Source organism: Vibrio sp. B1-2 (assembly GCF_963888445.1).
Classification (GTDB): domain Bacteria; phylum Pseudomonadota; class Gammaproteobacteria; order Enterobacterales; family Vibrionaceae; genus Vibrio; species Vibrio anguillarum.
In genome coordinates this window covers 82,760-95,869 of the sequence record NZ_CAWPJH010000022.1, presented here as the reverse complement: position 1 = coordinate 95,869, position 13,110 = coordinate 82,760, and the positions used below count along the sequence as shown (strand labels likewise).

The 13,110-nt window shown below is 43.4% G+C and carries 10 protein-coding genes; 9 read left to right on the top strand and 1 reads right to left on the bottom strand.

Annotated features, from left to right (window positions below; genetic code table 11):
* The first annotated feature begins 532 nt into the window (after positions 1-532).
* From nrdD to AACQ75_RS08700, 9 genes are all read left to right on the top strand, one after another.
* Positions 533-2,653, top strand: coding sequence for an anaerobic ribonucleoside-triphosphate reductase (gene nrdD, locus AACQ75_RS08740; RefSeq protein ID WP_170888565.1), 2,121 nt, complete (start codon positions 533-535; stop codon positions 2,651-2,653).
* 23 nt (positions 2,654-2,676) lie between these two features.
* Positions 2,677-3,144, top strand: coding sequence for an anaerobic ribonucleoside-triphosphate reductase-activating protein (gene nrdG, locus AACQ75_RS08735; RefSeq protein ID WP_013867863.1), 468 nt, complete (start codon positions 2,677-2,679; stop codon positions 3,142-3,144).
* A gap of 62 nt (positions 3,145-3,206) precedes the next feature.
* Positions 3,207-4,388 (top strand): amino acid aminotransferase, encoded by a 1,182-nt coding sequence (locus AACQ75_RS08730; protein ID WP_170888491.1) that lies wholly within the window; start codon positions 3,207-3,209, stop codon positions 4,386-4,388.
* 28 nt (positions 4,389-4,416) lie between these two features.
* Complete coding sequence (locus AACQ75_RS08725; protein ID WP_088733400.1) at positions 4,417-5,037, top strand: ATP-dependent zinc protease family protein; 621 nt, start codon at positions 4,417-4,419, stop codon at positions 5,035-5,037.
* A 315-nt stretch (positions 5,038-5,352) separates the two neighbouring features.
* Positions 5,353-6,300 carry an exopolyphosphatase gene (locus AACQ75_RS08720; RefSeq protein ID WP_170888490.1) on the top strand — a complete coding sequence of 316 codons (948 nt, stop codon included), beginning with the start codon at positions 5,353-5,355 and terminating at the stop codon, positions 6,298-6,300.
* Positions 6,301-6,551: 251 nt separating this feature from the next.
* Positions 6,552-8,369 carry an extracellular solute-binding protein gene (locus tag AACQ75_RS08715; RefSeq protein ID WP_170888489.1) on the top strand — a complete coding sequence of 606 codons (1,818 nt, stop codon included), beginning with the start codon at positions 6,552-6,554 and terminating at the stop codon, positions 8,367-8,369.
* 9 nt (positions 8,370-8,378) lie between these two features.
* Complete coding sequence (locus AACQ75_RS08710) at positions 8,379-9,464, top strand: microcin C ABC transporter permease YejB (protein ID WP_013867858.1); 1,086 nt, start codon at positions 8,379-8,381, stop codon at positions 9,462-9,464.
* A complete protein-coding gene (locus AACQ75_RS08705; RefSeq protein ID WP_170888488.1) occupies positions 9,461-10,504 on the top strand; it encodes an ABC transporter permease in 1,044 nt (347 codons plus the stop codon). The genes AACQ75_RS08710 and AACQ75_RS08705 overlap by 4 nt, the downstream gene beginning before the upstream one ends.
* Positions 10,501-12,093, top strand: a complete 1,593-nt coding sequence (locus AACQ75_RS08700) for an ABC transporter ATP-binding protein (protein ID WP_088733397.1) — start codon at positions 10,501-10,503, stop codon at positions 12,091-12,093. Before AACQ75_RS08705 ends, AACQ75_RS08700 begins: the two co-directional genes overlap by 4 nt.
* A 116-nt stretch (positions 12,094-12,209) precedes the next feature.
* On the opposite strand, the gene AACQ75_RS08695 is transcribed toward AACQ75_RS08700, so the two are convergent.
* On the bottom strand, positions 12,210-13,001 hold the full coding sequence (locus AACQ75_RS08695) for an EAL domain-containing protein (protein WP_094163402.1): 792 nt from the start codon (positions 12,999-13,001) through the stop codon (positions 12,210-12,212).
* Positions 13,002-13,110: the final 109 nt, after the last annotated feature.

The following is a 13,110-nucleotide window of genomic DNA, read 5'->3' as shown; positions in this document are numbered from 1 at the left end:
ACTTCATTTCGGTCATGTATTATCACTTGGCTCGCCCGAGGGCAGTATTTCAAGAAAAGCCATTCCAAGAAAAGTATGGATGATGTTTTTTGTCAACGAAATGACCTCGATTAATCATGAAATAGTGTGCTGGAATTCGACATTCCATGTCGCTAATGTGAGACTTTGTGCCCTAGTCGCGAAAGAGGGAATAAAGAGTATTGCTGCCGCTAATCGACATACACATTTTGATTTTAACATCGCAATACCTCACTGATCGAATCCGAAGGCTTAGCCTATCAGGTTCGGTGAAATTTCAAGAGGGAAAATCAAAAATTTGCAATTTTCATCGTTTCTTTTCTAAGTGAGATCTACTACTCCAAGATCGCATTGATCTTGTTCAATGCTCGGTTTTTATTGATCCAAATCAATACCCTGAGTTGGGAGTTTTCGTTAAATGCACCACAATATATTGTGTCAGTCGGATAATAAACTGCTCTATATAGTGTATTTGTGGATAACTCTGTGAGTATGCTAGGGGTAAGGAGAAATGGTGAAACCTATCGTAATCAAACGTGACGGATCGAGAGCCCCGTTCAACCGTGATCGCATTCAATCTGCCGTGGAAAGTGCAGCTGAACATATTGATAAAGAGATCGCTATTTACGCACTCAATGTGGCGTTGGCGGTAGAACTGAAGCTCAAAGATTACGATGAAGTCCATATCGCCGAGATTCAAACCTTAGTAGAGAACGAGCTAATGCAAGGGCCCTATAAAGCATTAGCTCGTTCATACATCGAGTACCGACACGATCGTGATATCGCGCGTGAAAAGCAAAGTGCCTTGACGCAAGAGATTGAAGGTCTTATCGAAGAAAGTAATGCCGATCTGCTCAATGAAAATGCGAATAAAGACGGCAAAGTTATCCCAACGCAGCGTGACTTACTGGCTGGTATTGTGGCGAAACACTACGCTAAAACCCGCATTTTACCGCGTGATATTGTGCAAGCGCATGAAGAGGGTGATATCCACTATCATGACTTGGATTACGCTCCCTTTTTCCCAATGTTTAACTGCATGCTGATTGATTTAAAAGGCATGCTCACTCATGGCTTTAAAATGGGTAATGCGGAAATTGATACGCCAAAATCAATTTCAACCGCCACCGCAGTGACCGCGCAAATTATCGCTCAGGTTGCGAGCCATATTTACGGCGGCACCACCATCAACCGTATCGATGAAGTGCTTGAACCTTATGTGACAGCCAGTTACGACAAACATTTAGAAATAGCAAAAGAGTGGGATATTCATCATCCCGAAGCCTTTGCTATGTCCCGTACAGAAAAAGAGTGCTACGACGCATTCCAGTCACTTGAATATGAAGTCAACACTTTGCATACCGCGAATGGGCAAACTCCGTTTGTCACTTTCGGCTTTGGTCTAGGGACCAGTTGGGCCTCTAAATTGATTCAACAGTCAATTTTGAAAAATCGCATTGCTGGCTTAGGCAAAAATCGTAAAACGGCTGTATTCCCTAAATTGGTATTTGCCATCAAAGATGGCTTAAATCATAAAACGGAAGATCCAAATTATGACATTAAACAACTCGCATTAGAGTGTGCGACCAAACGCATGTACCCGGATATTCTCAACTACGACAAAGTAGTTGAAGTGACTGGTTCATTCAAAACCCCAATGGGTTGCCGCAGCTTCTTAAATACATATGAAGAAGGTGGTGAGCTGATTCACGAAGGGCGGAATAATTTGGGGGTAGTCAGTCTCAATTTACCTCGTATCGCGCTGAAAGCGGGCCGAAATATTGAACAGTTCTACACATTACTCGATAAAAAATTAAAACTGGCTCGCCGTGCTTTAGAAACTCGCATCAGCCGCCTTGAAAAAGTCAAAGCACGCGTCGCACCTATTTTGTATATGGAAGGGGCGTGTGGTGTTCGTTTAAAAGCCGATGATTCTATTGCCGATATATTCAAAAATGGCCGAGCATCTATCTCTTTGGGCTATATCGGTGTGCATGAAACCATTACCGCGCTCTATGGCAGTGATACACATGTTTATGATGATAGCGAACTGCGAGATCGCGCGTTAGATATCATTAAATACCTGAAAGGGGCCGTTAACCAATGGGCGGAAGAAACCGGTTACGCATTCAGTTTGTACGGTACGCCAAGTGAGAACCTCTGCAGCCGTTTCTGCCGTATTGACACCAAAGAATTTGGTGTGATTGAAGGTGTAACGGATAAAGGTTATTACACCAATAGCTTCCATTTGGATGTGCAAAAGAAAGTTAATCCATACGATAAGATTGATTTTGAGATGCCATATCCAGAGGTTTCAAGTGGTGGATTTATCTGTTATGGAGAGTTCCCGAATATGCAGAAAAACATAGAAGCGCTTGAAAACGTTTGGGATTACAGTTACAGCCGTGTTCCTTATTATGGGACCAATACGCCAATTGATGAGTGCTATGAATGCGGTTTTACTGGCGAATTTGAGTGTACGAGTAAAGGGTTTACCTGTCCTAAATGTGGTAACCACGACTCATCCAAAGTCTCCGTAACCCGCCGCGTGTGTGGCTACCTTGGTAGCCCAGATGCTCGTCCGTTTAACTTCGGTAAACAAGAAGAAGTTAAACGTCGCGTTAAACACTTGTAAGTGATAGTGAGTAACCTGTTGGCATGAATTATCACCAATATCATCCGATTGATGTTGTGAATGGCCCGGGGACGCGTTGTACGCTGTTCGTCTCCGGCTGTGAACATCAGTGCAAAGGATGTTACAACAAAGGGACTTGGTCGCTGCATTCTGGCCACACTTACAATGAGCAACTAGAGCAGCAGATCATCACCGATTTGAACGACACGCGCATCAAGCGCCGAGGATTATCCTTGTCGGGTGGCGATCCCTTACACCCGCAAAACCTTACTTCTATTTTGCAATTGGTTAAACGAGTAAAGACTGAATGTGTGGGGAAAGATATCTGGTTATGGACGGGATATACCCTAAACGAACTCAGTGATGCTCAAAGACAAGTCATTGAATATGTTGATGTCTTGATTGATGGAAAATTTGAACAGGATAAAGCCGATCCAAGCTTAGAATGGCGAGGCAGTGCCAATCAAATAATCCATCAATTTAAACTGTAAAAATTATGTATCTAGTGCTAACTTGAAGGTCATTACTTGAATTTCAAAGGGTTGTGACCTTCATGTTTTCACATTTACCAACACCAACACTCGATCCAATACTTTCATTATCGGTTGCATACCGCAACGATCCTCGCAGCGAAAAAGTTGACCTAGGCATTGGCGTTTATCGTAATAGCGAAGGAGAGACGCCGATTATGCGCGCTATTGCCAAAGCGCAAGAGCACGTGATTGCCACACAAACCACTAAATCGTATGTTGGACTTGCTGGGTGTGAAGAGTTTAACCAAAGCATGGTGAACTTATTATTGTCTGGCACTTCAGTGCTTGATCGTGTGGCTGCGATTCAAACGCCCGGAGCAAGCGGTGCGCTGCGTATGCTCGGTGACTTAATGCACGTAGCACAACCAGAAACGACGGTGTGGATTACTGACCCAAGTTACGTCAATCATAAACCTGTGATGGAAGCGGCGGGTTTAAAAGTGAAATATTATTCTTACTTCTGTCGCGAGACTAAGCAAGTCGATACGGCACGGATGCTTGATGATTTATCGCAAGCAGGGCCAAAAGATGTGGTGCTTATCCATGGTTGCTGCCATAACCCAACTGGCGCGGATATTGATTTCGCCGCATGGCAAGCGATCACCAGTCTTGCGCAGAGAAATGGCTTCATCCCTTTTGTTGATGTTGCCTACCAAGGGTTTGGTGAAGGTCTTGAAGAGGATGTGAAAGGGCTGCGTTTTATGGCAAACAACGTCGAAGAGATGTTGATCACCACCTCTTGTTCAAAGAACTTTGGTCTCTACCGAGAACGAACTGGTGCCGCGATTGTTGTCGGTAAAAACGCACAAGATGTAGCGAATGCAAAAGGTAAATTACTAACGTTAGCCCGTTCGACCTATACTATGCCGCCCGATCATGGTGCTGCACTGGTGAAAACTATTTTACAAAATCAAGCATTAACCGCGATTTGGAAGCAAGAGTTAAGTGAAATGCAACAGCGTTTGTTAAACCTGCGTCAAACCTTGTGTAATCATTTGAGAAATCAGCACAATACTTCACAATTCGATTTTATCGAAAGTCACAAAGGGATGTTTACTGTGCTAGGCTTTACTCCAGAACAGATGGCTCAGCTACGTGATCAATATGGAATCTATGGGGTAGGTGATGGCCGAATTAACATTGCAGGCTTATCAGAACAACATATTCCGTATGTTGCTCAAGCCATAGTGAATGTCTCTTAAATATTTATCAGTTTGATTAGGTGGGTCAATGAAACAACACTTGAAACTTATTGCTCTTTTAATGTTGAGTACTGGTTTGATGGCATGTAGTACGCTAAACCAAACCTCAACACAACCAGAGCAAAAGCCAAAAGTTGAAGAGCCAAAACAACACAATACTGAGGCACAAAAACCGGTTGAAAAACCCTCGAAAGAGCCAGTGGTGGTGAAGGCCAAAAAAACCTCTGATGGTAAGCTTATTTTGGGCGAAAAAGAGTGGGTTTATGTGCCGAGTTTGAACGAAAGCTTCAAAGCGCGTATCGATACCGGGGCGGCCACCTCTTCAATTAGTGCCGTGGATGTTGTTGCTTTTGAACGCGATGGAAATGATTGGGTCAAGTTCAGGATTGAACACGATGACATCAAAAGTGATGAGATAAGTTTACCTGTTGAACGCTGGGTCAGAATTCGGCAATCCAGTGCCGAGGGTACACAAAGACGTGCGGTCGTTGTCGCTTGGATTGAAATTGGTGATCTCAAAGAGAGAACCGAATTTACGCTTGCCGATCGTACACATCTGACTTACCCACTGTTACTTGGTCGTAGTTTCTTTAAAGATGTAGCGCTTGTTGATGTGAGCCGAAAGTACGTGCAGGATAAACGTAAATAGAGATACCTCACTTCTTAGCTCAACCTAGCAGCCAGCACTTGTTGCTGGCTTTTTCTTACCTCCAATTCCCTAGTTGTAACAGCAGTCTTCATTCCTCATTACTTTATTCGATATTTGCTCAATAAAATGATGCGCTGTGTTGAATAATGTTTGAAAACCATTGTGTTAAGTTTGTTAAAAAGACGATGGCGTCTAAAATGAAAACATACCACCTGCATTGGTAAACCTAAAAGGTGTTAACTCAGGATCTGATATACAAAACACTGCTTAAACCCACGCCGAGCAGTGATATGACTGCTAATAAGGAAATTGTCTATGTCTGAGCATCAACAAGCTGAAAGTAAATTTAGATTAGTGACACGCAGCGATTTTGATGGGCTGGTTTGTGCCGTGTTGCTCAAAAAACTCAACCTAATTGACGAGATCGTATTTGTTCACCCAAAGGATATGCAAGATGGGAAGGTGACGACAACTGAGCGTGACATTGTCACCAACCTGCCTTACGTCGCTAATGCTCACTTAATTTTTGATCATCACCTATCGGAAACTATTCGCAATCAAGGTGAAAGGCCGAATCATATTATTGATCCAAACGCGCCGTCTGCCGCGCATGTAGTATGGCAATATTATGGCGGACTGGATACGTTTCCCTCTCAGTGGCAAGAGATGCTGATTGCTGTCGACAAAGGTGACTCCGCGCAGTTTACTCGGGATGAAGTGCTTGATTCTGCAGGATGGAATTTACTGAATTTCCTGATGGATGCAAGAACAGGTTTAGGGCGCTTCCATGAATTTCGTATCTCCAATTATCAGTTAATGATGGATCTCATCGACTACTGTGCGAACCACTCCATTGCTGAGATTCTTGCTCTGCCGGACGTTCAAGAGCGCGTTACTTTGTACCGTGAGCATGAAATTCTATCTAAACAGCAGATTCAACGTTGTGCCAAAGTCTATAAAAACCTTGTCATTCTTGATTTGACGGGTGAAGAAATTATTTACGCGGGGAATCGGTTTATCATTTATGCCTTATTTCCCCAGTGTAATATCTCGATTCACAAAATGTGGGGCTTTCAGAAGCAAAATATCGTGTTTGCTACGGGGAAATCTATTTTTGATCGTGGCTCGAAAACCAATGTAGGCGGATTAATGCTCAAATATGGTGGTGGGGGCCATCAAGCGGCTGGAACGTGCCAAATTGCTCTTGAAATGGCCGAGCAGGTAGAAAAAGAGCTGATCAGCCAAATTACCATAGATGGCTGAAGCTGGTGGAGCCCTGCATGGCGGGGCTTTTTATCTCATCGCGGCGTTTTCTATACGTTTCGTTCCTAAAACCACAAAGTTACCAGTTCTTATTGAGACGCACCACTTACCAGCAATGCCAAGTTGTTTCGTTATAATTGCAGCTTGGGGTTTCGTAAATCTTATTTTTCTCTATACTTACCCAAGTGACTGAATTATTAATAGTTTACACCGATGGAATGTCGCGAAGTTATCAATGGAAGGATTCTAGTATGAGAAAAATTAAGCCTACGCTGTTAGGTGTGACTGTGCTGCTGATGAGTGCTTTGGCGACTGCGGATGTTGTAGAAACCACAACATTATCCGGCGTTGGGCAAGCCAAATATCCCGCCAATTTTTCTCATTTCGATTATGTTAATCCAAGCGCACCTAAGTACGGAAAAGTAACTTATGGCGAGGTAGGTACTTACGACAATTTTAACCGCTTTGCTTCCCGAGGCGCTCCGGCGGCAGGCAGTGGTGAGCTTTATGATCCACTGATGTTTGCGCCCAGCGACGAAATTGATACCTATTATCCATTGATTGCTTCTAAAGTTCGTTATTCTGATGACTATTCGTGGCTAGAACTAGATATCAACCCGAACGCACGTTTTCAAGACGGTAAACCGATCACCGCGCAAGATGTTGAGTTTACGTTCAACAAGTTCATGACAGAAGGAGTGCCTCAATATCGACTGTTTTACAAAGCGGTTAAATCGGTAACGGCGATCCATCCTTTAACGGTTCGTATTGAGATGTCAGAACCTAATAGAGAAAAGCTTTTTAGTTTGGCTCAATCAACTCAAGTGTTGCCTAAGCACTATTGGCAGGATAAAAACTTAGCAGAACCATTAAATGAACCGCCAGTCGGCAGCGGTCCTTACAAAGTCGTACGTTATCAAACTGGGCAGAGTGTCACTTATGAGTTGCAGAAAGATTATTGGGCTGCCAACTTACCAGTCAACATTGGGCGGCATAATTTCAAGCAGATCCAATACGACTATTACCGCGACGATACCGTAATGCTTGAGGCATTTAAAGCTGGGGAATTTGATATTCGCCAAGAGAGTTCGGCGAAGTTTTGGGCCAGCTCATACACTGGATTGAACTTTGATAAAGGATTCATCAAGAAAGAAGCGATCGCGCATAATAGCCCAGCTTCAACCCAAGGTTTTGTATTTAATATTCAACGAGAAGTGTTTAGTGATCCGAAAGTGCGCGAGGCTTTGACCTATGCGATGGATTTTGAATGGATGAACAAAAATATGTTCTACGATCAATATTCACGAACGCGTAGCTATTTTCAAAACACAGAGTATGAAGCGAAAGGTCTTCCCTCTACTGATGAACTTACTATTCTTACACCACTAAAAGATAAGATCCCAGAACGTGTTTTTACCCAAGAATACCAACCACCAGTGACGGATGGGTCTGGTCGTATTCGTCAACAACTACGAGTCGCTTTTCAATTGCTCAAAGAGGCGGGGTGGGAGCTGAAAGATAAAGTGATGACCCATAAAGAAACGGGTAAAGCGTTTGAGTTTGAGTTATTGATCTACAGTCCGACCACGGAACGCATTGCTATTCCTTTGCAAAAAAATCTAAAACAGCTTGGTATCGAGATGAAGATTCGCTCAGTGGATACCACACAATATCTTAAGCGTTTGCGCGATAGAGATTTTGACATGCTTTCGTCGGCCTATGCGGCGAATCCTTACCCAAGTCCTAACTTGTTGATTATCTGGAATTCAAACTACATCGATTCCACGTACAATCGTGCTGGAGTGGCAGACCCAGTTGTCGACTTCCTCACTGAACAAATTGCCGCCAATCAAGAGCATCCAGAAAAATTATTGCCTTTAGGCCGAGCATTAGATCGCGTTCTACAATGGAATTTTTATCTGATCCCACAGTGGTATCTGAGCCAATATCGTATCGCAACTTGGGACAAATTCGAGCGCCCTAGTGTGATGCCAAAATATGATATTGGTCTTGATACTTGGTGGGTTTCGGAGCAGAAAGCGCAATTGCTACCAGAAAAACGCCGTTAAGAGGATGCAATGACTGCTTATATTTTCCGCCGATTGCTGCTCGTTGTGCCCACGCTGTGGGCGATTATTACCATTAATTTTTTTATCATCCAAATTGCCCCCGGAGGCCCAGTTGAGCAAGCGATTGCACAAATGGAAGGACATGGTGACGGAATTATGGAGCGATTTACTGGAGGCGGCCAAGAGGTGGATATGTCGCTGTCGGCTAACACTGGAGGATATAAAGGTTCTCGAGGTTTAGACCCCGAGGTAGTCGAAGCGATAAAAAAACAGTTTGGTTTCGATAAGCCACTTCATGTCCGTTATTTTGAAATGCTAAAAAATTACGCAACCTTTAATTTTGGTGACAGCTTATTCAAAGGGGGCAATGTTATTGATTTGATCACTGAGCGTTTGCCCGTTTCGATCTCTTTAGGGCTGTGGAGTACGCTGATCATCTACCTTATCTCCATTCCTCTCGGAATTTTAAAAGCCATTCACCACGGTTCAAGGTTTGATGTATGGTCAAGCGCAGTGGTTATCATCGGTTACGCCATTCCTGGCTTCTTATTTGCGATCATTTTGATCATTATTTTTGCCAGTGGAAATTATTTCAGTTGGTTCCCACTGCGTGGTTTAGTATCAAATAATTTTGCTGATCTGACTTGGTATCAACAAATTGGCGACTATTTTTGGCATTTGGCTTTGCCCATCTTTGCAATGGTGATCGGTGGGTTTGCCACTTTGAGTATGCTAACGAAAAACTCATTTCTTGATGAGATCAACAAACAGTATGTGGTGACGGCTCGAGCAAAAGGACTGGATGAAGGACGTATTCTTTATCAGCACGTTTTTCGTAATGCGATGCTGATTATTATTGCCGGTTTTCCGAGTGCTTTTATCAGCATATTTTTCACCGGTTCGATGCTGATTGAAGTGATGTTTTCACTGGAAGGTATAGGGCTACTTGGTTTTGAATCGACCATTCAACGGGATTATCCTGTAGTGTTTAGTTCTTTATACATCATGACGTTACTTGGATTAGTCCTCAGCATCATTTCCGATTTGACCTATATTTGGGTTGATCCTCGAATCGACTTTGAGGCTCGTTCATGATGGTAAAAAAAAGGCTGTCCAACCCATTAAACGTATTGCGCTGGCACGGTTTTAAGTCCAATCGGCGCGGTTTTTATTCACTATGGTTGTTTACGCTTTTATTTGTGGTGAGCCTATTTGCTGAGCTGATTGCAAATGATAAACCCCTTTTGGTTGAGTACGATCAGCAGTGGTTTTTCCCGACCTTTCAACAATATGCAGAAACTCGTTTTGGTGGTGAGTTTGAAACCGAAGCGGATTATACCGATCCTTACGTCATCGATCTGATTGAAAAAAAAGGCTTTATTGTTTGGCCATTGATCCCATTTAGTTACGACACCATCAACTTTAATATCAATAGTGCAGTGCCGTCAGCGCCAGATTCAATGAACTGGCTTGGTACTGATGATAAAGGGCGCGATGTGTTGGCTCGTATTATTTACGGGTTTCGCATTTCGGTTTTGTTTGGCTTTGTATTAACACTCGTCTCGTCAGTAATAGGCGTTATCGTTGGTGCCACTCAAGGTTATTATGGCGGTTGGCTTGATTTACTTGGGCAACGTTTTATTGAAGTTTGGTCAGGGATGCCAACGCTTTTTCTGCTGATCATTTTATCGAGTTTCGTCGAACCGAATTTTTGGTGGTTGCTCGGTATTATGGTTCTTTTTAGTTGGATGAGTTTAGTGGGCGTGGTGAGAGCGGAGTTTTTACGCTGTCGTAATTTTGATTATGTGCGGGCTGCGCAAGCGATGGGTGTGAGTGATCGCCGCATTATGCTTCGCCACATGCTACCTAACGCGATGGTGGCTTCTTTAACCATGATGCCTTTTATTCTTTCAGGCTCAGTTACGACTTTAACATCCTTAGATTTTCTCGGTTTTGGCTTGCCAGTCGGCTCGCCCTCTTTGGGCGAATTATTGGCGCAAGGGAAAGCCAATTTACAAGCTCCATGGTTAGGTATTTCAGCATTTGTGGTGCTCTCGTTAATGCTGACATTATTGGTCTTTATCGGCGAAGCGGTACGCGATGCCTTTGACCCGCATTCGACAGGGAGAAGATGATGAGTAAAATCGTACTCTCTATCCAAAATCTTTCGGTCGGGTTTGGTCAAAAAGACAATCTTGAACCTGTGATTAAAGCGGTGTCACTTTCTCTCTCTGCAGGGGAAACTTTAGCGCTGGTGGGGGAAAGTGGTTCTGGTAAATCAGTGACGGCGAATGCCATTTTGAAGTTGTTACCGAAAAGTGCTGCCCACTATTTGCAAGGGGAGATCTTTTTTGATGGTATCAACACGTTGAACTGTAGCGAGAGGCAATTAAGAGGTATACGAGGCGGGCGGATTGGTATGATTTTCCAAGAGCCAATGGTCTCACTCAACCCTCTGCACAAAGTTGGTAAACAGTTGATCGAAGTTGTTGAGATTCATCGAGGACTAAGAGGCAGCAAAGCACGTCAGTTGGCCATTGCATGGTTAGAAAAAGTGGGTATTCGATCGCCAGAAATTAAGATCAATGCTTATCCACATGAACTTTCTGGGGGAGAACGCCAGCGAGTCATGATTGCGATGGCTTTGATCAATGAGCCTGAATTACTGATTGCTGATGAGCCAACCACTGCGCTTGATGTTTCTGTGCAGGCGCAAATATTAGATCTACTTAAAAACCTGCAACAAGAACTGGGTATGGCCATGTTGTTCATTACTCATGATCTCAGTATTGTTAAGCGTATCGCTGATCGCGTTGCCGTAATGCAAAATGGGCAAGTGATCGAGGTGAATGATGCCAAAACGCTGTTCTCATCACCCTCTCACTCTTATACCAAAAAATTGATTGAATCCGATCCTCGAGGTTTGCCCGTTGACGTAAACCCTGACAACCCAATTCTAGTGCAGCTTCAGCATCTCAAAGTATGGTTTCCCATCACTGGCGGCTTATTCAAGCGCACGGTCTCGCATATTAAAGCTGTCACCGACATGCAGTTTAAGCTTAAAAGAGGACATTCATTAGGAATTGTTGGCGAGAGCGGTTCGGGTAAATCGACCACTGGCATGGCGATACTAAAATTAGTCCATTCGGAAGGCTCGATTTGTTACGACAATAATGAGCTGCAAGGGTTAGATAGGAAAGCTATGTTACCTTATCGCAGCAAGATGCAAGTCGTTTTTCAAGATCCATTTTCAGCACTGAATCCGAGAATGTCGGTGGCGCAGATTATTGGTGAAGGGTTAGAGGTTCATAGCCGTTATGATAGACAAACTGTTGAACGAATGATTTGTGATGTGATGCGAGAAGTTGAACTCGACCCAGCCACTCGCTACCGTTATCCCAATGAGTTTTCAGGTGGGCAACGACAACGTATCGCGATTGCTCGGGCATTGGTGCTTAAACCTGAGTTCATTTTACTTGATGAACCAACTTCTTCTTTAGATCGTACGATTCAAGCGCAAGTGTTGGATTTGCTTAAATCGCTGCAACAAAAATATGGATTAACGTACTTGTTCATTAGCCATGATTTACATGTGGTGAAATCATTATGCCACTACACTATGGTGATGAAACAGGGTGAAGTCGTTGAGCAAGGGGAAACGCAACAGCTGTTTCTCAATCCTCAGCACCCTTATACCCAAGAGCTTATTTCCTTTTCTTATTAAACATCACGCTATGTCATACAGTTAAATAACGTGATGTTGTCGCTAGGAAAACAGTGAGTGAATATTGAAAGTAGCGGTAAAGTTGGGGCGCTACGCGCATGTAAAGAATATCGTTATTAAATGGCCATCTTAATGGCTGGTACTATCGCTTCCGGCATGGCTAAAAAATAGCCTTGAAACATATCAATATCGAGTTTTTGCATTGCTTCGAGTTGCGCTTGGGTTTCGATGCCTTCTACAACGGTATTGGAACCATTCTGTTTCGCAAGGGTAATGCCATCCATAAGTGGGTCACAATCACCTTGCATATATTTGAGTAATAAGCTTCGATCAAATTTGATGATATCAGGCGTCACCAAATGAACCCGTTGTGGTGTTGAGGCTTGAGTACCAAAATCATCAATGGCAATTTTAAAACCATTTGCAGCCAGACTTTGCGTTGCGCATTGCAGCTTGCTTTCATTTTCTGAATCGATTTCAATCAATTCCATGACCAGTTGATTATGTTCTATATGCAGTTCTTTGAGGCGATCGCATAGCAATGCTTTGTTGATGTCGCTGATGGCAAACAATTCACCTGCGACAGGCAGTAAGTTTAGAAATAATTGGCATTGACGATATTCGGAAAGGGCATAGTTTCGGATGTGGATAACTCGGCTGAGTCTTTCTACGTTAAGTTTGTCGATGGGATTAATAGTGTCGGAATGGAAAAAACAATCGGGGCGAATGGTCGTGCTGCCATTGGCGGTTATTCTCACTAGGGCTTCAACGCCCACAATACGGTTATCCCGCGAGAATATCGGCTGGAAAACGCTTCGCAGCACAAGATGTTGGTAATGAGCAATAAACTGGCCATCGGAATCCAGAGACATGCATTTTGAAAACTGAGTTTTGTTAGTTAAAAGCATACAATTTTCGACATCCTAATCATTAATTTTTGCTTGAAGCATCCGAGCGCCAATATGCCATGCCATATTATTGACTCACCTTGACCTTTGTCAATTGTACCTTTGGCTA